The sequence below is a fragment of the Chryseolinea sp. H1M3-3 genome (assembly GCF_029360725.1).
In the GTDB taxonomy this organism is placed as follows: domain Bacteria; phylum Bacteroidota; class Bacteroidia; order Cytophagales; family Cyclobacteriaceae; genus Chryseolinea.
Window position 1 is genome coordinate 1,123,015 of record NZ_JARKMY010000002.1, and the last position, 24,494, is coordinate 1,147,508.

The following is a 24,494-nucleotide window of genomic DNA, read 5'->3' on the forward strand; positions in this document are numbered from 1 at the left end:
TCCTTACTTATCTAAATTCAAAACCACGATAAGATCGATGTCCGTATCTCCTAATTCCTATCTTCGTTGTATTGACTTTTTTTAAACAATTTGATGGAGCATAAGTTCTTTGGTCATCCGCGGGGTCTCGCAACACTATTTTTCACGGAAATGTGGGAGCGCTTCAGTTACTACGGGATGCGCGCTTTGCTTTTATTATATATGGTAGCCAGTGTTGAGGAAGGTGGGTTAGGCTTCGATGAAAAAACCGGCGGCGCAATTTATGGCTTGTACACTATGCTCGTGTACTTGTTAGCATTGCCAGGAGGTTGGCTAGCAGATAATTTATGGGGATTAAGAAAGACTGTTTTTTATGGTGCATGCATAATTTCGGTGGGACATTTTCTTCTGTTGTTACCATTCTTGGAGACATTTTTTCTTGGACTATTGTTTATTGTCGTTGGAACCGGGATGCTTAAACCAAATATCAGCAGCCTTGTAGGTAATTTGTATTTACCTCATGAAGATGCAAGGCGTGATGCTGGGTATTCAATCTTTTTTATGGGAATTAATATTGGCGCTTTTCTGGCGCCTTTTATTACCGGATACCTTGGTGAAAAGATTAACTGGCACTATGGGTTTGGAGCGGCCGGGATAGGAATGGTATTGGGCCTTATTCAATATAAACTATCAGAACATCTTCTTCAAAGCAAGGGGTCGCTTCCCTCATTTTTGGCAGAAGACAGGCAGCAACTTACCAAGAACAAAACGATCTTTTTTTTCGCTATGCTGATTATTGGTTTATTCGTTTTGTTGATGATGATAGGCATCATAAAGCCTAACCCTGTGTCGATTGCCAGAATTTCTGCATATGTAATCGCAGCATGTGCCGTACTCTATTTCATCTTTCTTTTATTTTTTGCTGCGCTTGAAAATGCCGAACGTAAAAGTGTACTGACGATCGCGGTCTTCTTTTTTATCTCTGTCGTTTTTTACATGGGTTATGAACAGCAAGGTTCCTCATTGAATTTGTTCGCATCACGCTACACAGATATGTTTATTGGAAAATTCGAAATGCCGGCATCATGGTTGCAATCCGTTCCGGCTGTTTCGGTCTTGATATTTGCACCTGTTTTTGCGTGGCTGTGGGTATACCTGTCGCAACGTAAATTGAATCCTTCAACGCCGGTGAAACTTTCATTTGGACTTTTGTTCGTCTCAGCAAGTTACGCATTAATGAGTGCCGCCGCGCTTACAACATTCGGTGGTCAGAAGGCGATACCGCTTTGGTTAATCATGACATACGTACTGCAGACGTTTGGAGAGATATGTTTATACCCGGTTGGCTTGAGCGCGGTTACAAAACTCGCACCCAAAAAGTATTCAGCGCAGTTAATGGGTGTTTGGTTTATGTCTTTGGCATTAGGAAACTTGCTGGCAGGTTTGATTGCGGGAGAAATGGATGCTGAATTGATATCTGTCGATCCACAGGTTCTTGTAAATTTATTCATGTCAATAGCGCTAGTAATTTTTGTGGTAGCAGTTATTATTCTTTCTATCAATAAAAATCTGATGAAGCTGGCACCTCATGCTAAACAAGTTAATGGCTAAAATATGGCAGCTAGTTCGTTTGAGACAGGTGAAAATTGTATCAAAGTAGGATAATTTTTACGGGGTTAGTTTGAGCTAATGGCAATACCTTTATTCATCGTAGAGACCTAAACACAGGGAGAATGGCAGAAGCTAAGAGAGACTTTAAGCAGCGTATTGGCTTGCTCGATGCTACTATGATCGTGGCCGGCTCTATGATTGGCTCTGGAATATTTATTGTTAGTGCAGAAATTACACGAAATGTAGGAAGTGCTGGCTTACTTTTATTGATGTGGTTTTTTGCCGGACTTATCACCATCATAGCCGCTTTAAGCTACGGTGAACTCACGGCGATGTTTCCTAAGGCTGGCGGCATGTACGTTTATCTACGCGAGGCCTATAGTCCACTCGTTGGTTTTCTGTATGGTTGGACTTTCTTTACCATCATTCAAACAGGAACAATTGCTGCGGTCGGGGTCGCCTTTGCAAAATTTACCGCTTATATCATTCCCGGCGTGGCGGAAGAAAACATTCTCCTCACGATCGGTGGTGTAAAAATTGCGGCGTCGCAGTTATTGTCGATCGGCGTAATCGTATTTCTCACATACATCAATTCATTGGGTGTAAAAAACGGTGTTTTAATTCAAACAACACTTACGGTTATTAAAATTGTTTCTATCCTGGCCTTGATAGTCTTTGGTTTTGCATGGGGTGCCGATGCTGACGTGTGGACTGCCAACTGGAAAGATGGTTGGAATTTATCGGGATGGATAAAAGATGATGCTGGAATTAGTAATATACCGTTGATGGGCCTTGCAGCATTCAGCGGGATAGCCATTGCCATGAAAGGCTCATTGTTTTCCTGTGATTCGTGGCACAACATTTCGTTTATCGCTGGTGAAGTAAAGGATCCAAAAAAAAACATTGGGTTAAGTTTGGTGCTTGGAACGACCCTTGTAACAGGAGTCTATCTTTTGGTAAATATCATGTACTTGGCTGTCGTTCCATTACCTCAAATCGCATTTGCGAAAAGCGATCGCATCGGGGTGGTTGCCTCTGAACTTATTTTCGGTTCGTATGGCACGCTGCTGATCGCAATCATGATTATGATCTCAACCTTTGGTTGTAATAATGGTTTAATCATTGCCGGGGCACGTGTCTACTACACGATGGCTAAAGATCAGCTCTTTTTTCCGAAGGCCGGTGTGTTAAACAAATACTCCGTCCCTGCTAACAGCCTTTGGATGCAAGGTGCGTGGGCTTCATTGTTGTGCTTAACCGGCAAATACAACGACCTGCTTGCGCTTGTAATTTTTGGGGTTCTGGTATTTTATGCATTGACGATTCTGGGTATTTTTATTTTACGAAGAACTCAGCCTCACGCTCCAAGACCTTACAGAGCTTTTGGCTATCCGGTTCTTCCTGCATTATACATCGCCACAGCAACCGTACTTGCACTTTTGTTATTGGTGTTTGAAACAAATTTTACGCTTCCCGGGCTCGGGATAATTTTGTTGGGTATTCCGGTATACTATTTCATCATGAGTAAAAAGGATGCCACGGTTAAAGTGCCGGGAAGCTAAGAAAGTGAAAGGCGGATAAAAATAATCCGAGGAGAATGGTTATAATAAGTATTAATTAAAAATAAACTGATCATGATTACATGGAAAGGCGTTTTCCCTGCACTAACGACAAAATTTACTCCGGATGATAAACTTGATTTTAAAACTTTTGAGAGGAACCTGGAAGCTCAACTGGAGGCAGGCGTAAATGGAATAATCATTGGTGGAACATTGGGGGAATCGAGTGTTTTATCCAGCCAGGAAAAGGAGGAGTTGTTAAGTTTTACCATTGAAAAGGTCGGTGGCCGTGTTCCTGTCGTGCTGAATATTGCCGAAGGTGCAACCCGTGATGCGGTGAAGATTGCTTCGTCAGCCAGGAGGAATGGGATCAGCGCGTTAATGCTGTTACCCCCGATGCGTTATAAATCTGATCACCACGAAACCGTTACCTATTTTAAGGCGGTGGCAGAATCCACCGATCTTCAAATCATGATCTACAACAATCCCATTGATTACAAGGTAGACGTTACGTTGGATATGTTTGAAGAACTGACGGTATGCAGAAATATTGACGCGGTGAAAGAATCAACAAGAGATGTTGTGAACGTAACCAGAATGATAAACAAGTTTGGTGACCGGTTTAAAGTATTGTCCGGTGTTGACACGTTGGCTTTGGAAAGTTTGATAATGGGCGCACACGGTTGGGTCGCGGGTCTGGTATGTGCATTCCCTAGGGAAACCGTTGCCATTTATGATTTGGTAATGCAGGGGAAAGTAAAAGAAGCGCTAGAGATCAATCGGTGGTTTATGCCCCTCCTGGAACTCGACACTTACAGCAAGCTAGTCCAGTATATCAAATTAGCCGAAGCTGAAGTTGGACTCGGAACGGAAATAGTCCGCGCGCCGAGACTTGTTCTCTCTGGTACTGAACGTACGGAAGTGCTGCACATTATCCGCGAAGCAATCAAAACACGGCCGACACTTTCTACGACCACGACTGGTAAAAAGAAAAGTATTATTGCTGCGAATTAACAATTTAAATTAGGGATGGATAGTTGATTCATTAGCTGATGAAGAAAACATTTTTTTGTATTGATGCGCACACCTGTGGAAATCCTGTTCGCCTGGTTGCTGGCGGCGGACCGCTGCTGGAAGGAAAAAACATGAGCGAGAAGCGGCAGCACTTTTTGAAAGAATTTGATTGGATCAGGACAGGTCTCATGTTTGAACCGCGCGGTCATGATATGATGAGTGGAAGTATTTTGTATCCGCCGTCTGATCCAAATAATGACATTGCCGTTTTGTTTATTGAAACCAGTGGATGTCTACCGATGTGTGGTCATGGCACTATTGGAACAGTGACGATTGCCATAGAAGAAGGTTTAGTTGTTCCGAAGAAAGAGGGGCTGCTAAACATCGAAGTCCCCGCTGGATTAATTCAAGTCGAATATAAACAGGATGGTAAAAAAGTAACATCTGTTAAGATAAGGAATATTAAATCTTTTCTGGCTGCTGAGGCACTCACTGCAGAATGTGTTGACCTGGGCGAGCTTTCATTTGATGTATCTTATGGCGGAAATTTTTACGCGATTGTCGATGTGCAGAAAAATTTCCAAGGCGTTGAGAAGTATCGCGCAGAACAACTCGTGGGCTGGAGTCGGGAGCTGAGAAAGAATATTAACACGAAATACAAATTTGTTCATCCGGAAGATCCCACCATTAACGGATGCAGCCACATCTTATGGGCGGGAAAAGTAATCGATCCGACGTCAACCGCGAGGAATGCTGTTTTCTATGGCGACAAAGCAATTGATCGTTCACCCTGCGGAACTGGCACATCGGCGAGACTGGCACAGTGGCATGCAAAAGGAAAATTAAAAAGAGGCGAAGCTTTTATTCACGAAAGTATCATCGGGTCTAAATTTATTGGAAGGGTGGAAGAGGAAACTTTGTTGAATGGTAAACCGGCTATCGTTCCCAGTGTAGAAGGTTGGGCCATGGTTACGGGTTACAATACCATTATCATTGACGATAGCGATCCATATGCGCATGGCTTCCAGGTTATCTAGATTTTTTTTGTTGATATTATCCGGAATGATAAACGTAGCACCCCGCACCCTGACTTATTGATTTTAAAATGAAGAACATTGCAATTATAGGCGGCGGCATTATCGGATTGAGTACTGCTTATTACTTAAACAAAGCTGGTCATAAGGTCACGATTTTTGATCAGGGAAATCTAAAAGATAATTGCTCAAGTGGAAACGCAGGTATGATTGTGCCCAGTCACATCATACCCTTAGCTGCTCCGGGCATGATCTCCAAAGGTATTCGTTGGATGTTTAATTCAAAGAGTCCTTTTTATGTCCGACCGCGGTTGAGTGGTGATCTTATTCGCTGGGGATTAAAATTCTATGCGCATGCAAATCATCAGCATGTCGAAAAGTCTGCTCCAGTGTTGAAAGAAATTAGTGCCATGAGCAAAAGTCTGTATCGGGATCTTGCGAAGGAATCTGATTTTCATTTTGGATATGAGGAACGGGGTTTGCTCATGCTTTATCAAACCAGCGAAACGGAAAAGGAAGAAATCCAGGCTGCAAATCTTGCCAATAGAAACGGAGTTGAGGCGCGTGTGCTTTCGCTTTCTGAAGTTCAACTTCTTGAGCCCGACGTGCAGGTAAAAGCAAGAGGCGGCATTTATTTTCCGGGAGATGCACATTTGATTCCTCAGTTGCTGATCAGCAATTTAATTCAACACTTGCAAAAACGGGGTGTCACAATTTTCTCCGAGACGCGCGTGGATGATTTCATGGTCGCTGGCCAGCGGGTTGCAAGTCTTCAGGTACAACAAGAAAGACCGGCGTTCGATGAGTATATTATTGCCACTGGAGCCTGGTCGGGAATTTTCTGTTCAAAGCTAAACCTTGATCTTCCGATGCAGTCGGGCAAAGGGTATAGTTTTAACCTGCAGGATGTAAAAAAGAATGTACGCATACCGTCACTGCTGTTGGAAGGTCGCGTGGCTGTAACACCCATGGGCACCTCGTTGCGATTTGGAGGAACAATGGAAATCGGAGACACTGATCGATCGGTTAACATGAACAGGGTTAAAGGTATTGTTCAAACCATTCCTAAATATTATCCCGAGATGTCGGTGAACGTTCCTATTCCTAACCAAGTTTGGAATGGTTTACGCCCATGCTCCCCTGATGGATTGCCTTACATTGGCAGGTCAAGTCAATATAAAAATCTCATCATTGCTACGGGGCATTCCATGATGGGATTGAGCTTGGGGCTAGCAACTGGCAAGCTTGTGACTGAACTTGTTAACGAAACGGAAACCAGCATGGACATTTCTCCATTTAATCCAGAGAGGTTTAATTAAATTTTTTTGGCTACCATTACCAGCGTAGATTCCTAAGCTAAGATTTCACTAGATCAAGATAAGATTCAACAAATCGTAGGTATTTCTATCTGCTAGATTTGTTTAGGTATTTTGTATCTCTAAATATTATCGTATGAAGTGTGTTTATCAGTTGATGTTAATGGTGTTGGGCTGCGTTGTTGGAAGTGGCGTCTCCTTTTCACAAGCGAAGCTTCAATCAGGTGACTATCCAATTCAACCTGTTTTATTTAACGCCGTACACCTTCAGGATGATTTTTGGGCACGTCGCATAAAAACAAATCATGAGGTTACAATTCCTTTTACATTAGAGAAGTGCAAATCAACAGGCAGGATCAAGAATTTTGAAATCGCCGCGGGTTTGAAAACCGGTACGTTTTGTACGGAGTTCACATTCGATGACACCGATGTTTACAAGATCATCGAAGGTGCCAGCTATTCTCTGCAAATATTTAAAGATCCCGTTCTCGAGTTGAAAGTTGATTCATTGATTGACGTTATTGGGAAAGCCCAGGAACCAGACGGATATATTTACACAAACCGAACAATCATGGGTTCCAACTCCCATGAGTGGGCAGGAGCCAGGCGGTGGGAGAAGGAGGAAATTCTAAGTCATGAATTATATAATATCGGTCATCTAATCGAAGCTGCAGTCGCACATTATCATGCTACGGGCAAGGCCACATTGTTGAATATTGCCGTAAAAGCTGCTGATCTGGTATGTGAGGATTTCGGTCCCGGAAAATTGCACACATATTCTGGCCATCAGATCGTTGAACTCGCCATGGCGAAATTGTATAAAGTGACCGGGAAGAAAAAATACCTGGATGCCGGCAAATTTATTTTAGATGCGCGAGGGCCGGGTGGAGAACCGTACAATCAGGCGCACAAAAAAGTTGTAGATCAGCATGAAGCCGTCGGACATTCGGTAAGGGCTGCGTATATGTATGCCGGTATGGCTGACATTGCCGCGCTTACCAATGATTCGTTGTACATCAAAGCCATTGATGATATATGGGAGGATGCAGTGTTTAAAAAAATATACGTAACGGGTGGGATAGGCTCAACAGGCAATGGCGAAGCTTTTGGAGCTGCGTATGAACTTCCGAATATGTCCGCGTATAACGAAACGTGCGCATCTATTGCAAATGTTTATTGGAATTATAGACAGTTCCTTTTGCATGGAGATTCTAAATACTATGATGTACTGGAGCGGACACTTTATAACGCTTTTTTGTCGGGCGTATCGTTGACCGGCGATCGCTTTTTTTATCCGAACCCTTTAGAGTCACATGGACAACATGAACGAAGTCCCTGGTTTAGTTGTGCCTGCTGCCCCAGCAATGTTACACGATTTGTTCCCTCCATAGGTGGATATTTCTATGCGCAAAAAGACAATGCCATTTATGTGAACCTGTTTGCTGGAAGTACAGCTGAACTTATGGTTAACACGAATAAGATAAAGCTTGAACAAAAGACAAACTATCCCTGGAGTGGGAAGGTTCAAATTTTAGTAACCCCGCAGGCATCGGCAGACGCAGAAATTAAAATACGCATTCCGGGATGGGCAATTGATAAACCCATTCCAGGCGATCTGTATTCCTTCAAGGAAAAATCTGTTGAGCAACCCAAGATTTCCGTTAATGGAAAAGTGTTCAGCTACAAATTGGATAAAGGGTATGCTGGAGTCCGGAAAAAATGGAGAAAGGGTGATGTCATTGATATCAATTTCCCCATGCCAGTACACAGGGTAAAGGGAAATGATAAAATAGTGTCCGACAGAAATAAATACGCTTATCAACGCGGACCATTGGTTTATTGTGCGGAATGGCCAGACAATTCTGGTAAAAAAGTGCTCAATCTTTTTATTCCTGAAGATGCCACGGTAAATGCAGTCTACGATTCTACTTTGCTGAAAGGTGTGTATGTTCTTCAATCGCAAGGACAGGCTAGCGCGAGAACTTCTGCTTCAACAACTAATTCCGCAAAAGTACCTGTAAAATTAATTCCTTATTATGCATGGGCGCATCGCGGCGCTGGTGAAATGGTTGTTTGGATACCAAAGGATGCATCAGCAACTCAACCGTTACCCGCACCATCGATTGCTTCATCCAGTAAGATTTCAGCTTCTTATAACAAATTAACATTAAAAGCATTGAATGACCAGATGGAGCCTAAGTCGTCAAGCGATCATTCTATCATGTATTATCATTGGTGGCCAAAGAAAGATACAACCCATTGGGTACAGTATGACTTTGAAAAAGCCGAGACGATTTCATCCTCAAAGGTTTATTGGTATGATGATGGTCCCTACGGAGGCTGCCGCATTCCCGCCGGCTGGCGACTATTGTATAAGAAAGGAGAAGCGTGGATTCCAGTTGATCCGAAAGCACCTTACACAATCGTGAAGGATCAATATGCTGAGGTATCATTCGAGGCTATTATAACAACAGCCCTGAGGTTGGAAGTAACACTTCCCAAAGAACATTCCAGCGGCATAATGGAGTGGAGTGTTCAGCACTAAATTCATAAAATACCTTGGTCAATGAGAATACGATTTAAAGAGTTTTGGCAGACTTTAAGAAGTGGTTTATATCTGATGTGCTTTTTTGGACAAACGATTTTTAATTGTCCGGAAGGTTTTGCCCAGTCGTATGTTCCAGAGGAAAATAATCCCGCCGTCAAAGTTAAGCCGGTTGTTAAGGTCAAAGCATTTGCTTTTCCTTTAAGCGATGTGACTTTACTTCCAAGTCCTTTTGCTCGTGCCCACGACGTTGATGTTAAATATCTTTTGCTGATTGAACCGGACCGTTTGCTGTCGCAATTCCGGACGCACTCGGGACTGAAACCAAAGGCGCAAAAATATGGCGGATGGGAAAGCGAAGGATTAGCGGGTCACACATTAGGACATTACCTCTCTGCCTGCGCGATGGAATATGCTGTTTCGAAGAACCCTGAATTTTTAAAGCGTGTCAATTACATCGTTGACGAATTAGAAGAATGCCAGCGTGCAAGAAAGACGGGTTACATCGGTGCAATCCCAAGGGAGGATTCTGTTTTCCTGGAGGTATCGCAAGGAGATATTCGCTCCCGTGGGTTCGACCTAAACGGCGCATGGTCGCCGTGGTACACCATTCATAAAGTAATGGCTGGTTTGCTTGATGCTTATTTATACTGCAACAATCAGAAGGCGTTGCTAATTGAACAACGAATGGCAGATTGGACAGGCGATGTACTTCGAAAACTAAACGACGATCAAATTCAAAAAATGTTATTGTGCGAGTATGGAGGAATGAATGAAGTCTTAGTGAATACCTATGCTTTTACCAATAATAAAAAGTATCTGGACCTTTCGTACAAATTTCATGATAGGGTTGTATTGGATTCCCTTGCAAAAGGTGTTGATATATTATCTGGAAGACATTCTAACACGCAGATTCCAAAAGTAATTGGGACAGTGAGAAGGTATGAAGTGACTGGTAATAAAAATGATTACGTAACTGGTGACTTCTTCTGGAAGACCGTTGTACAGCATCACACTTATGCTCCTGGCGGCAACAGCAATTATGAATACTTCAGCGAACCCGATAAGCTGAATGAGAAGTTGACCGATAATACGATGGAGACTTGTAATACTTATAACATGTTGAAATTAACACGACATTTATTTGCATTACAGCCAAAAGCGGAATTCATGGACTATTATGAGCGCGCTTTGTACAACCATATCCTCGCGTCACAAAATCATAACACTGGCATGATGTGTTACTTTGTGCCATTGCGCATGGGGACCAGAAAAGAGTTCAGTGACGAATACAACACGTTTACCTGTTGCGTCGGTTCGGGAATAGAAAATCATGTGAAGTATGGTGAAAGTATTTACTTCAAAGGAAGTGATGGAAGTTTGTTTATTAACCTATTCATTCCATCTGTGTTGAAATGGAAGGAAAAGGATTTCCAACTTACGTTAAAAAGCAACTTGCCGTCCGATGAAAAAGTTTCATTCACTATTGAAACCGGAAAAGCTCAATCCATGAACCTCCGAATACGCAAGCCGCATTGGGCTTCCGAAAACATTATTGTTAGGGTGAATGGTGAAGAGACGCCTGCAATTTTACAACCCGATGGCTATCTTTTGATTTCTCGTAAGTGGCATAACAAGGATATTGTAGAGCTGAGCTTAAAGTCATCTTTGTACGACGTAGCAATGCCAGATAATGCTTCACGTCGGGTGTTCTTCTTCGGACCTGTTTTGCTTGCTGCTAACCTCGGAACTACAGAGCCCGATCCCATGAATGGAATTCCTGTTCTTGTATCGGACGAAAAAAATATCGAGAAATTAATTGTTGCCACCCCAGCTGATTCAATGGCCTTCTCTACCAGAGGTGTCGGTTTTCCTGAAGACGTTAAGTTTCAGCCTTTTTATGAACTGGACGACGAATATTATTCTGTATACCTAGATGTATTCACACCATATTCATGGAAGGAAGAACAGAAGCGTTATGAAGAAAAGAAAAGGGCGGTGTACGAAATGGAAAAAAGTACCTTGGATATGCTTAGGGTGGGAGAGATGCAGCCAGAACGCGATCATAATTTTACGGGCGAAAATCTGGAAACAGGAGAGTCGCATACACGAAAATTCAGGGTAGCTAATGGTGGTGGATATTTTAGCTTTAATATGAAAGTTGTTGCTGGTTTTTCTTACAACCTGATAGGCACTTATTGGGGAATGGATAACCGCGGAAGAACGTTTGATATTCTTGTTGACGGTGAGAAAATTGCAACCGAGGATCTTAATAAGTACAAGGAGAGTAGGTTTTACGATATCTCCTACAGAATTCCAGCGCGGCTTGTGGAAGGTAAATCAATAATAAAGATTACTTTTCAGGCAAAACCAGGTAATCAAGCGGGGCCTGTGTATGGTGTCCGCCTTGTCAAGGAATCGAAGTAAACGCATGAAGAAAGTATGAAAAATTTTAAAGTGAAGGGATTTCTTTCTTTGCTCATTGTCCTTTTGGTACATGTCGTTCATGCACAACAAGTATATAATTTAATTCATAAATACGGCGAGGACAAGAATGCGCTCTACAGAAAGTATCCGGTAAACGAGTCTGCTGAATTTTATAACCGGATGGTGAAGTATCATGATGAATTCAACAATGAACTAAAAGCCGTAAACTTTAATAATCTCTCGAAAGATGAAAAAGCTGATTATATTCTGTTAAAAAATCAAGTCGAAAAAGATTTGTACTTTCTGAAAATTGAGCAGAAAGAATTCCTGGCAGTAGCACATGTGATTGATTTCGCGGATCCGATTTATAAGTTTATTAACGAGCGAGCGGGAGGTAGAAAGGTAAATGCCGAACAAACAGCGAAGATGTTTGACGATATGAATAGGTCACTTTCAGCGAACCAAAAAAAGGTAGGTGGTTTGCCCTTTGCCAGCTGGCAAGAAGCAGATAAGGCCTATCAAATTATTACTTCGTTGCGGAAGGGAATGCTGGAAGCCTTCCATTTTTATAAAAATTACGATCCGTTATTCACATGGTGGACAGAAAGACCTCTTGTTGTTCTCGATTCTTCTATGACTTTATATGCCGATTTTCTGAAGCAGAACTTTAAGAACACTTCAGTAAAAGATGACGGTAGCGGTATTATTGGTAGGCCCATCGGAAGAGAGGCAATAATAAAAAGCTTGCAAACAGAATTTATTCCTTACACGCCCGAAGAGTTAATTGCCATTGCTCAAAAACAATTTGCATGGTGTGATAGCGAAATGCTAAAAGCTTCAAAAGAGATGGGCTTTGGTGATGATTGGAAATCAGCATTGGAAAGGGTAAAAAATAGTTACGTCGCACCCGGTGATCAGCCTGCGATGGTTGTAGGACTGGCGGAAGATGCCGTAAAATTTTTGGAAGAACGGGATCTGATTACCATTCCTCCTTTAGCCAAAGAAACGTGGCGCACGCGTATGATGTCTCCGGCGGCTCAAAAGATAAATCCTTTCTTTTTGGGTGGCGAAGAAATTATTATTTCTTATCCGACAAACACCATGGAACACCGTGAGAAAATGATGAGCATGCGCGGAAACAATCCACATTTTTCAAAAGCTACGGTGCAACACGAACTCATTCCCGGCCATCACCTTCAACAATTTATGCAAAGAAGATACAAGCCTTATCGCGCAATTTTCGAGACTCCTTTTTGGATTGAAGGTTGGGCGTTATACTGGGAAATGAATCTTTGGGATAAAGGTTTTGCGAAAAGTCCTGAGGATAGGATAGGAATGCTGTTCTGGAGAATGCATCGCTGTGCGAGGATAATTTTTTCGTTGAATTACCACCTTGAAAAAATGACACCGCAGCAATGCATTGACTTTTTAGTGAACCGTGTCGGACATGAGTATGCCAACGCAGAGGCTGAGGTTCGCAGATCATTTATGGGTGGATATGGCCCGTTATACCAGATCGCTTACATGATTGGTGGCTTGCAATTGTATGAGTTGAAAAAAGAAATCGTGACTGCCGGGAAGATGTCTGAAAAAGAATTTCATGATGCTGTGTTAAAGGAAAATTGCATTCCTATCGAAATGATCAGGGCCGTTCTTCTCGAACAGGAGTTGAAAGCAGATTACAAGACCAATTGGAAGTTTATCAAACTTTAAAAAGATTTTTGAATTGAATTTTTAACTGTCCATAACTTTATTTTCCTGTATTTTTCGGAACTCTGTCGGCGTAATGGAACATACTTCCCTGAATTTTCGGTTGAAGTTAGAGAGGTTATTAAATCCAACTTCGATGGATATCTGTGAGATGCTAAGGTTCTTTTGTTGTAATAATTTTTTCGCCTGGCCCATCCGTATTTCTGTAAGAAAATCGATATAGGATTTCCGTGTTCTTTTTTTGAAGTACCGGCAAAACGAATTAGTAGTCATATGGGCAATGCTGGCAACTTCTTCCAATGAAATCTTCCGGTGATATTCATTCATTGTAAATCGGTAGATGTCCGCTAACTTCTTTCCATCGATCTCATCAAAATCATTATAAGTCCCTGATGAAGCGAGTGGTTCCACATGCTTATATTCAGACAGAATGTTCAGAATTTTGAGAAGGACTATCAACCTGTCCATTCCCTGTTTCTTAAACATTCGCTTGATGAGTTGTGATATCCGAGATTTTACAGGCTCCTGGATAAAGAGGCCACGTTCGGATAATTTAGAAAACTCTTGCAAGTGCGCGAGCTCCGGCAGAGACAGGAATTTATCTCCAAAGGTTTGCCATTCAAAAAAAACAGAAAAAGAGTGCGCCTGCCCGTCCTTATTTGATGCATAATACTTACTATCGTTTCGAAAGACGTGTGGCAGATTTGGGCCAACCAAAAAAATGTCCCCGGGTTTAAATGTACCGACGAAATCTCCGACAATTACTTTTCCTTCGCTGCTGAGGATCAGTGTCAGCTGAACCTCCGGATGCTGATGGAGATAATCATAAAAATGACTCTCATGATCTTCCTGCAACCGGAATGATTCCTGGGAAGTTTTTGGAATTTTAAATGGTAGAATCTTCACATAAGAGGAGTTGGTTCGGTATTAAATATTCAAAAAATTACGGGGAGTGTCAACTATCCTGGTAATATAATATCAGACATGGTTAATTCAGGTCAACCCACAATATTGATTTACCCTACGGTGAGGTATACAAACGCGTGAATATTGGGCTGCTAAGGAAGCCGGGTTTAATTGTTATGAAAAAAATTCTGTGAATTCCTGGACAAGGGTTTGCTGCTAAATCTTAGTTACTCCGTGTAGCGATGATTTTCGAACGATCAGTTTCGTCTGTAAAATTTTTGTGACGTGCTCAAATGTTTCCCTGGATGCGTTCATCTGATCAAAAAGAAGACCGATGGCAGTTTTGCCAATTTCATTTGTTGGCTGAGCTAGTGTAGTAAGACCCGGCTCCATAAGTGCAGCAGCAGGTTCATCGCTAAATCCAACAAACGCTACATCGTCAGGAATCTTAATTTTAAGTTCTTTCGCTACAAGCATCGCTGAAATTGCAGCTGGATCGTTCAGGCAAAATACCGCGTCTGGTCGGTCAGCCATGGAAAAAAGATGACGTGCGCAATCTGTAGCACTCTTAGTGGTAAGGTTGGTCCTAACAATTAAGGACTCATCAACGGTAAGGTTATGCTTTTTCAGGGCATTCACATACCCCTGAAGACGATTTTTGCTAATCATAAGATTTGGCGGCCCGGCGATGTGCGCAATTTTAGAACATCCGTTTTCAATCAGATGTTCTACGCCCTTGAAAGCACCTTCGTAATCATCGACAATAACTTTTGAGGCGTTTACATTGTCACATACACGATTGAAATAAACGACGGGGATACCAGCTTTTTCAAATTTCCGAAAATGTTCTACGTCAGGTGTTTCTCCAGTAAGCGATGCAAGGATGCCGTCCACCCGGCTTGCCATGAGTACTTTTGTATTCTCGATCTCAATGGCATGCGATTCATTTGATTGGCAGATCAGAATATGATAACCACGGGGATTTGCAATTTCCTGGGCACCGATAATTACGTAAGGGAAGAAACTGTTGATGAACTCCGGCACAATAATGCCAATGGTGAGACTCACGTTTTTGGCCAATCCATACGCAAGGAGGTTGGGTTGATAATCCAGTTCTTTGGCAAGTTCCAATATTGCCTGTCTTGTTTGGGGGTTGATATCAGCGTGTCCACGCAAGGCCCGGGATACTGTCGATTTAGAGACTTGAAGCGTCCTGGCGATATCGATGATCGTGGTCTGATGCTTGCGCGTAGGAGTTTTTTCAGCGGCAGCGTCTACAAGTGGAAGCGTAAAATAATAATCACAATGCTCACAATGGTATCGTTGTTTGCCCCGGACTATGCCCGCTTTCGCGATCGCATCCACCTCATTGCATTTAACACACTTGATCATCAATGTTCCCTTAGGGACTCGAAAAATAACAAGATGCACCCAGTAATGCAAAGGATTGCAGCGCCGGCATTTGGCGGTTGAAGAAAAGATATCGCGACCGGTTCCGAAAGCGTTCCCGATAGATCATGGGGCTATAACAAGTTCAAAAACAAGTGTCTTTACCATTTCGATTACTATTTTGGCGAAGCAGTTGGCTTCATTAAGCTAAACGTTAACACTTGTTCATTATTAAATCCATGACAAACAGAAAGACCAATATTATTCTGAAGTTATTTTTGGGTTCATCCATTTTAATACTTGCATCCTTTCAGGCCTTAGTAAATAAGCATGAACCGGTAATTCTAAATCAAACTGGTTTTGAACCTGATGCACCCAAAAGATTTACAGCACCGCTCACCAGTGATGGTGCAGTATTTGTGATTCGAAAAAAAAACGATTCAAAAAATCTTTTTCAGGCTAAAGTTAAAAACCACATCGGTGATTTTACGGCTTTCAATGCGCAGGGCAAAGATTTTGTGGTAGTGCTGAAAGGCGGCACTGAAACATCCTTTCCTTTCAATATAGAGCGCAATTTTTACCAGGAGCAGTTCTGGAATAGTGCATTGAATTTTATGGTCGATAGCCGAAGTGTAACAGGTAGCCATCCAAGTGCTTATGGGGGAAGTCCCTGGCGTGACGGCGTCTATTATGCCTATGAAGTTCCATCACTCATTTGGCTCTATCGAGCTGATCCGGCGTTTTTTGAACAAATGACGAAACAGATCAACTGGGAAGATGACAAACAACGGATCTTGTCGAGCGGTTTTATATTCGATGCAAATAATCCAGAAAGTGACCAGGTCATGGAGTCCGTGAAAAGATATTATACAGAACTGGCAGCTCCTCATGAAGATGCGCCTGATATCGTAAAGTTGATCCACTGGGGCCTGGGATTTTATTTGATGAAACCTTATACGAAGGATCCTTCGGCTGATCCTGCACCTCGCCAGATCCATAGCCAAGTCGTTGAGCAGTTTTCGCATCTGCTGTACGCATGGGATCGTCTGAAGTTGAACCGGTGGCTTCCGCAGTCCTTCTATGACCAGTGCCTGCATTTTGCGCTGACACATTGGAAGGCTTCCGGAAGCTTTGGCGTTGATCCTTTATGGGACACCAAAACATACACGGATCCGGATAAAGCCGCTGGCGAATGGAAACTTGACAAGGACTTGCATCCTTATAAGGGGCGACATGTTCCAGGTCACTCGATCCTTCCCAACTTGTATATGTCACAAGTTGTTAAGGATAAATATCCTGAGCTATCAGCAACCTTTCTTGCCGCAGCACAGGAACAAACGCGATGGATCATCGAACACCTTGACTGGAACCATCCTGGTACAACAAAAGGACAACGAGGAAGTGAATTTCAAACCATCCTCAATCTTGTCTGGTTTCTTGAGAAAATGCCGGAGCATGCACCCGAAGGCCTGCAGCAAAAAATTGAGGTATGGGCAAAGACAGTTGTGTCCCGTTCTGATAATATGTGGGATTTCAGACGATATGACTTGCAGGATCATTGGACCATTCCGGTGATGAATGAAACGGGTAATCTCGCGGGGTTTCCAGCGTGTGCACTTGCTGCTTATCGCGTCGTCAAGGATGAACATGTTAAAGCCAGAATTAGAGAAGTGGCCTATGCGCATATCGACAATCTTTTTGGTCGAAATCCAAAAATGGCTGCTGCTTCTCATCGGCCGGAGAAGGGATACGAGCTGGTTGAGCGGGGATGGCCAATAGGCTATAAGTTGGATGTGTGTGCGCGTCTGGAATTTTGCAGAGGTGGCCTTGATGCGTCACCAGGCTCGGAAATGTATCCCTATAACCCTGATGGCAAATACCGGCATCCCGAAGGCTGGATCAATTGGAACGCTTCATGGAATGTTAGTCTTGCCATGCTCAAACAATATCGGGAAAATGAATTTTTCAGTAAATATTAATACGTGTCACACCTGTAATTTGTCTTTTTCTGATAACCAATTTTAGATGGTAGACTAGAAACCCTCCTGCCTTATCTACGGGAGGCGTTTATTTTTTTTTCGACTACGAAATGTCCCTGAAGCTCTTAAATGTATAGCCAAACGTTGTGATCTAAGGTTCCTTTAAAAAGCCAGGGAATAAGCCAGTTATGTTTCAGTTCTAAAAAAATGTTGCCCTGTAATAGTTTAAAAACGTATCGTGACCGGTTCCGAAAGCGTTCCCGGTACTTATTGTTTTTACTTTTCAATCGATTACTATAGTCGTTTCGAAACGGCATTCTATTTTGGTACCAGTAATAAAACCAGCCTATGAAAAAAATTTTTACTCCAAGTCGATTAGCATGTTTGCTGATACTTTGGATTTGTTCGATCGGACACTTTATCAGTGCTCAGGCGCAGGGCCAGCGTGTATCAGGAAAGATTATTGCTGAAACAGGAGAGTCTTTACCAGGGGTAAACATTCTGGTAAAGGGCACCACCCGTGGTGTTGTTACCGACACCGATGGAATTTATGTGCTTGATAACCTGCGAGCAGAGGACGTGCTTGTGATCTCCTTTATTGGATATCAAACACAGGAGGTCACGGTAGGAGCACAAACACAAATTGATGTTCAGCTTACTCCTGATCTTCAAACACTCAGTGAAATCGTCGTGGTGGGATATGGAACCCAACGAAAAATCGAAACCACAGGAGCCATTGCTTCCGTCAAAAGTGAAGAGATCAACCAGTTGCCCATAAGTAATGTAGCCCAAGGGTTGCAGGCAAGAGTTGCTGGTATTCAGATCACACAGAATTCGGGTGCTCCCGGCGGAAATATCAGTGTCAGGGTAAGAGGAACAAATTCCATCAATGGAACGTCAGAGCCATTATATGTAATTGACGGCATACAAGTCTCTAACGGCGGCGGTATCACCGATGTGAGCCCACTTGCTACGATAAATCCCAACGATATTGAGTCTGTGGAAGTTTTGAAAGATGCTTCGGCAACTGCGATCTATGGTGCCAGGGGCGCCAACGGTGTCGTGCTGATTACCACAAAAAGAGGGAAAAATGGTGTAACAAATGTTTCCATCGAGAGCTACTATGGCGTGCAGAAAAACACAAAGACACTCGATGTATTGAACGCTGCGGAATATGCCCAGCTTGAAAACGATGTTTACAAAACTGCACTATACGCTGATCCTCCGGCAGAAGGCGAAGGCATTAACTGGCAGGATATCATCTTTCGTGATGCGCCGATTCAAAATCACCAGTTAAGCATTACAGGCGGTAATGAAAAGACACAGTTTGCGTTATCTGCGAATTACTTTGATCAGCAAGGAACAATCATCAATTCATCTTTTAACCGCTATTCCCTTCGGGTAAATCTCGACCATAAAATCAGCGAACGATTCAAGGTGGGCACGAGCATCATGGGTAGCCGTAACGTTAATGATGGCACGATCACAGGTGTTACAAATGTAGGTGATGCTGCCGTCGTTACTTCAAGTATTGTCGGTGCGGCGATAGGAGCGCCACCCACATTGAAACCTTATCGCGATGATGGTACCATATTTCCCTTTGGAGAACAGTTTGGTGGTCGCTATCGTGAAGTCACTAATCCGTTAGGTATTGCAAGTATTCTTAATCAAAAAAAGATAGACCGTATACTTACCAATGTATACTTCGACGCTCAAATCGCCAAAGGACTAACGTACCGTGCTTCATTTAATTCTGATATGCAGGATGATGACCGCGAGTACTATTCGCCCATTTATATAATTGCCACAGGCGACCGTAACGTAAATTCCGGCTCAGCTCAGAAGGGTACTGCAAAAACCGATGTGCTGTTGCATGAAAGTATCTTAACCTACTCAACACTAATTTCAGAAAAACACAGTTTGAAATTTACGGCTGTTTACGGAACGCAGAGTACCAATTATCGATCGCATTCTATATCGGCAAATGGTTTTCCAAATGATGTAACGAGCAACGAGGCACTGCAACTTGCGCAAACGGTCGCCACGCAAAGTTACCGCAGTAAGGAACGACTCGACTCATACATGGGTCGGGTGAATTATGGTTATCGGGATAAATACTTCATCGATTTTACCATGCGCGCCGATGGATCCAGCAAGTTTGGCGCAAACCATAAATACGGATATTTCCCGGCAGCTTCTGCAGCCTGGCGGATTATCGAAGAACCGTTTTTGCAAAATCAGGAACTCATATCGGATCTGAAACTCCGGGTGAGCTATGGCATGACAGGAAATGCCGGCGCCATTAATCCCTATAAATCATTGTCGCTGATGGCTACTGGTGCCAATTATCACCTCAACCACGGACTGGCTAAAGGCATAAGTCCGCTGGGAATTTCAAATCCCGATCTTCGTTGGGAAAAGTCAACACAGGCAAACATTGGTGTAGATATAAGTCTTATAAAAGATCGGCTCAATTTTACAGTAGACGTCTACAACAAAAAAACAGAAGATCTTTTGGTTGATAAAGCATTGCCTTTTACTTCAGGATACCAGTTCATTACTACCAATTTGGGTGACATAGAAAATAAGGGAATTGAATTTTCTACAGGGGCCTATATTTTGGATGGCCCGGTGAAGTGGCGGGTAAATGCCAACATTTCTGTAAACAAAAATGAGGTGACAAATATTGATGGCGGCACAACCACGGAAAGATTCATTACAACGTATACGCTACTAAAGGTTGGTGAACCGCTAGGAGTATTTAAGACTTATGTGTTTGATGGAATTTACCAAACGGGTGAAACCATAATTCCAGGACAAGATGGGCGCATTGGCGGCCATAAGGTAAAGGATATTAACGGAGACGGAGTGATAACTTCTGCCGACCAAGTTATTACCGGGGACCCAAATCCGGATTTCATCTACGGATTCTCATCCAATTTACAATGGAAAAACTTTGATTTGAGTGTGTTTCTGTCGGGAACCTATGGCAATGAAATCTATAATGTAAGCCGTGCCTCATTTGAAAACCCGCTTGGGCAGCGTAATGTCCTTCAGGGCGTGGCAAATCGTTGGACGGAAACTAACCCAAGTAATGAATTTGCCAGCCCATTGCAAGGCGGACGTCTTCCCATCAGCGATCGCTTTATAGAAGACGGTTCCTACTTGCGCTGCCGGAACATAACGCTCGGATATGTATTGCCAGTGATCAAACATATTTCAAGAGCTAGAATTTATATCAGCGCAAATAATTTATTTACACTCACCAATTACAGTGGCTTCGATCCGGAGGTAAATACATTTGCGGGATCAAACACAACGATAGGGGTAGATAATTTCGTGTACCCATCCGCGCGTTCATTTATCGGAGGCGTACAGCTTACTTTTTAAGTTCAACTGAAAATTAATATCCTTTATGACTAATAACATAAAAAATGTCTTTTCAATCGCATTTGCACTGGCGTTAGTGTGCACATCATGCGAACTTGAGGAAGAAGTATATTCTTCCATATATACTGAGAATTTTTTTCAGACTGCCTCTGACGCGGAGGCTGCGATAGCTGCAGCGTATGGACCATTGGTCGGACTTTATTCTGGACCGGCGGCAGTGATGGTTCCCGATTTCAGTGCTGATCAGGTTTATCCGCGTGTAGCCGTGTCGCGAAATACATTAACGCTTTTTACATACGATGTAAACTACATTGCTCAGCGCGCTGCGGGCCGCCTATACGAATCGCCGCAACAGATCTGGATATCATGTTTCGATGGCATTGAAAAATCCAATTGGGTCATTCAACGCGCTGAGGCTGCTACCATGGATGACGGTAGAAAGCAGCAGATCATTGGTGAGGCATATTTTCTTCGAGCATTTTATCACTGGATGGCGACGAAAAACTTTGGTGAGATACCTATAAAAATTCAAGCCAGCCTAACCGAAGCGGAAGCTTTTGTTGAAAAAAGTTCTATTGACGAAGTATATGCACAGATTTTTAGGGACCTTGATGAAGCGATAGCGCGACTGCCAGTTCATTCAGCAACACTTGTGAAAGGCCGGCCTTCGAAGGAAACTGCTCATGCATTATATGCAAAAGCTGCCTTGTATAACCAAAAATGGGCGCTATCGCTGGCCAACGCACAGGCAGTCATAGCCAATCCATATTTAAAACTGCTGGATGATGTTCGTGATGTATTTAATGTGACACGTGAAGATGCGGCAAGGACTGAAAACATCTTTTCGTACGAAGCGGAATCATCAACAACGGTTTCTGGATCGACTACTTTTTATGGACACCAATTAACAGGACTTTATGGGCCGCCAAACAATGCTGGGAGGGATTATGGAAGACCAACCTATGGATCAACCTTTGCATATTATTCTTTTTTTACATCGTTTGATCCCGATGATGAGCGCCGCTTGTTACTTGATACAACTTATGTAAATAACGGCGGGGCAATAGTGCCACAGAAGAACCTTACACCCATTACCACGCAGGGGGTGCTTGTTAAAAAGTACCAAGATCCACTAGCGGTCTCCGGTAACAGCATTAACATTCCTATTTTCAGACTGGCCGATGTGTATCTTATCGCGGGAGAAGCTGAAGCTCATCTAAACGGAGCTACACCACTGGCCTATGAGTATGTTAACATGGTTCGCAGTCGTGCTGGTCTTGAACCATTGCAGGACGGATTAAACTCAGACAGTTTTATCGAAGCTGTCCTCCAGGAACGTTCGTGGGAGTTGTTTGCAGAAGGGGACCGCTGGTATGATCTTACCCGGACTGATAAATTCCTAACGGTAATACCATCCGCCGTGAATAATGTGTACCCACAACGTACACCACAAGCGCGTAATAAATACTTTCCGATTCCACAGGATGAATTAAATGCAAACCCTGTACTGACGCAAAACGACCCGTGGAAGTAATTATTTGGTTTGGGTTGGGCAGGGGCTGATCCTCAGATCAGTCCCCCCTTTTCTTAAGTTTGATCGACACAGAACAAAAGACAAGTGAAAAAGATATTCTTATTATTTCTTCTGCTACCTCATTTTCTTTTAGCACAGTTCCCACGAACGATGTCATTAAATGGTGAATGGTCGTTCGCATTAGATCCTGTATCCGTTGGCAAGGACCAGCAATGGTTTAGAGATGACTTCATACCAAAAGGATGGGATAAAGTCAATGTGCCGCATAGCTTTTCCGTTGATAGACGCTACCATAATTTCACTGGAGATGTTTGGTATACTCGGCAACTTAAAATGGAAAATTTGCGCAAAGGCATGCGTGCATTTCTTCGTTTTGAAGCTGTTTTTTATAAATGCACAGTGTGGCTGAATGGAACTGAGCTAGGTGAGCATGAAGGTGGTTACACACCCTTTGAGTTCGATATCAGCGAGATTGTTAAAAACGAAAACACAATCTCCATACGGGTGACTAACGCTTGGGATACTACAACAATTCCAGGTGCCAAGACAAAAGTTAATTATGAAACGAGTAGCAGCGCCCAGGTTTATCCATGGATAAATTATGGAGGAATAACCCGGAACGTATCAATTATCTTTCGGCCAGAAGTTTATCTGGGAAAATTAAAAATATCTGCAGAGCCTGATCTCACTGGCAAAACTGCCAGGATAGACATTAGGGCCTTCGTCAAAAATAGTTCCGGTTCTCTAGCGGCAAAGCAAGATGTCCGTGTCAACTTATACCAGGCAGGAAAAAATGTGCAGGTTAAATACAAGGTTGACAAACAGGATATTCTGCCGGGCCAGGAAGCTGTTTTTGAAACCTCGATTCTCCTTCGCCGAGATGTGAAATTATGGAGCTTCGATACACCGGAATTATATGAAGCTGAGTTGATTTGTGGATTTGATACTGTGAAACAGAAGTTTGGTATAAGGTCGGTGAAAATAAGCGGTACAAAACTTCTTCTCAACGGGGAGCCTGTACGTATGGGAGGGTGCAACCGTCCCCTGGATTATCCCGGTTTTGGTTCTATGGATCCAAAACAAATCCTCGAAAAGGATCTTACGTTGATCAAGAATGGAAGCATGGAATTGTCAAGGATCAGTCATTATCCTGTTTCCGTTGAATTGCTGGACTGGGCAGATGAACATGGAATGTTACTTATACTTGAAGCAGGTAACTGGCAAATGACACCGCAGCAAATGTCAGATCCCGTCATGCGAGAGAAGTTTAAAAGCCAGTTCCGGGAAATGATCGAAAGGGACTGGAATCATCCTTCAGTAATTGCATGGAGCGTTGGCAATGAATATCAGTCGAGTACACCTGAGGGACAGGCGTGGACAAAGGACATGATTGCTTACTCCCGAGAACTTGACCCTTCGCGTTTGGTGACGTTCGCCAGTATGTTGGTTTTCCGGGATGTTATCAAGAAGCCTGAAGATGAAGCTTCTCAATATGTTGATTTCATCAGCGCCAATATATACGGTAATCACTTGAAACACTTGCAACATATTCACGAACTATATCCTTACAAGCCTATTTATGTCAGTGAGTTTGGGATTCGCGCTGATCATGTTAAAAGTGAGGATGAGCGTATACAACATTTAATCAAAGCTGTAGCGGATTTCAGAAAATGTGATTTTTTGATTGGCGCTTCCATCTGGACTTTCAATGATTACCAGAGTCTTTATCCCGGAACTAACATCGATGGATATCGTCATTGGGGACTTGTGGATGCAAATCGCCAGTTGCGTGAAATGTATGTAACATGGCAGGAGCAATTTTCACCGGCTACCATTCAGGTTGCGAATGTATCCGGTAAACTTCAGATAACTGTTCACGCCCGCGCCGACTTCCCTTCATATGTGTTACACAACTATGAACTTCGTATCAATGGCAATGCTTTCAAGCTTGGTGTTCTTAAGCCAGGAGAATCCAAAATAATTCCTGAACAGGTTTCTTCCGTCGTTGGCAATAAAGAGAATATTATCGAACTGGTGAAACCCGGAGGTTTTGTCATTCTGAAAAAAGTGTTGAATAGTAATGGGTTAATGCAGAACTGAA

Annotated in this window: 14 protein-coding genes; 12 read left to right on the forward strand and 2 right to left on the reverse strand. The window is 42.9% G+C overall.

Annotated elements, in window-relative coordinates:
• The first annotated feature begins 93 nt into the window (after positions 1-93).
• The 8 genes from P2W71_RS12295 to P2W71_RS12330 all read left to right on the forward strand — a co-directional run bounded on the left by P2W71_RS12295 (position 94) and on the right by P2W71_RS12330 (position 13,198).
• The gene (locus P2W71_RS12295; RefSeq protein ID WP_276371376.1) at positions 94-1,590 is read left to right on the forward strand and encodes a peptide MFS transporter; all 1,497 of its coding nucleotides are present in this window, start codon (positions 94-96) and stop codon (positions 1,588-1,590) included.
• Between the two features lie 122 nt (positions 1,591-1,712).
• On the forward strand, positions 1,713-3,152 hold the full coding sequence (locus tag P2W71_RS12300) for an amino acid permease (RefSeq protein WP_276371378.1): 1,440 nt from the start codon (positions 1,713-1,715) through the stop codon (positions 3,150-3,152).
• 75 nt (positions 3,153-3,227) lie between these two features.
• Positions 3,228-4,163, forward strand: a complete 936-nt coding sequence (locus P2W71_RS12305; protein ID WP_276371734.1) for a dihydrodipicolinate synthase family protein — start codon at positions 3,228-3,230, stop codon at positions 4,161-4,163.
• Positions 4,164-4,201: 38 nt separating this feature from the next.
• Complete coding sequence (locus tag P2W71_RS12310) at positions 4,202-5,200, forward strand: 4-hydroxyproline epimerase (RefSeq protein WP_276371380.1); 999 nt, start codon at positions 4,202-4,204, stop codon at positions 5,198-5,200.
• A gap of 68 nt (positions 5,201-5,268) precedes the next feature.
• Entirely contained in the window at positions 5,269-6,516 is a 1,248-nt protein-coding gene (locus tag P2W71_RS12315; RefSeq protein WP_276371382.1) for an FAD-dependent oxidoreductase, read from the forward strand.
• Between the two features lie 133 nt (positions 6,517-6,649).
• Positions 6,650-9,058, forward strand: coding sequence for a glycoside hydrolase family 127 protein (locus tag P2W71_RS12320; protein ID WP_276371384.1), 2,409 nt, complete (start codon positions 6,650-6,652; stop codon positions 9,056-9,058).
• 21 nt (positions 9,059-9,079) lie between these two features.
• Positions 9,080-11,485 (forward strand): beta-L-arabinofuranosidase domain-containing protein, encoded by a 2,406-nt coding sequence (locus tag P2W71_RS12325; RefSeq protein ID WP_276371385.1) that lies wholly within the window; start codon positions 9,080-9,082, stop codon positions 11,483-11,485.
• 15 nt (positions 11,486-11,500) lie between these two features.
• Entirely contained in the window at positions 11,501-13,198 is a 1,698-nt protein-coding gene (locus tag P2W71_RS12330; protein ID WP_276371386.1) for a DUF885 family protein, read from the forward strand.
• A gap of 21 nt (positions 13,199-13,219) precedes the next feature.
• Here P2W71_RS12330 and P2W71_RS12335 read toward each other — a convergent pair whose 3' ends face one another.
• Positions 13,220-14,101, reverse strand: a complete 882-nt coding sequence (locus P2W71_RS12335) for an AraC family transcriptional regulator (protein WP_276371388.1) — start codon at positions 14,099-14,101, stop codon at positions 13,220-13,222.
• A gap of 216 nt (positions 14,102-14,317) precedes the next feature.
• On the reverse strand, positions 14,318-15,493 hold the full coding sequence (locus P2W71_RS12340; RefSeq protein WP_276371390.1) for a substrate-binding domain-containing protein: 1,176 nt from the start codon (positions 15,491-15,493) through the stop codon (positions 14,318-14,320).
• A gap of 236 nt (positions 15,494-15,729) precedes the next feature.
• Here P2W71_RS12340 and P2W71_RS12345 point away from each other — a divergent pair, with 236 nt between their 5' ends.
• The 4 genes from P2W71_RS12345 (at position 15,730) to P2W71_RS12360 (ending at position 24,493) form a co-directional block, all read left to right on the forward strand.
• A complete protein-coding gene (locus tag P2W71_RS12345; protein ID WP_276371392.1) occupies positions 15,730-17,469 on the forward strand; it encodes a hypothetical protein in 1,740 nt (579 codons plus the stop codon).
• Positions 17,470-17,817: 348 nt separating this feature from the next.
• Positions 17,818-20,859, forward strand: a complete 3,042-nt coding sequence (locus P2W71_RS12350; RefSeq protein ID WP_276371394.1) for a TonB-dependent receptor — start codon at positions 17,818-17,820, stop codon at positions 20,857-20,859.
• A gap of 25 nt (positions 20,860-20,884) precedes the next feature.
• Complete coding sequence (locus P2W71_RS12355; RefSeq protein WP_276371396.1) at positions 20,885-22,393, forward strand: RagB/SusD family nutrient uptake outer membrane protein; 1,509 nt, start codon at positions 20,885-20,887, stop codon at positions 22,391-22,393.
• A gap of 84 nt (positions 22,394-22,477) precedes the next feature.
• Positions 22,478-24,493, forward strand: a complete 2,016-nt coding sequence (locus P2W71_RS12360) for a glycoside hydrolase family 2 TIM barrel-domain containing protein (RefSeq protein ID WP_276371398.1) — start codon at positions 22,478-22,480, stop codon at positions 24,491-24,493.
• The last annotated feature ends 1 nt before the right edge of the window (position 24,494 follow it).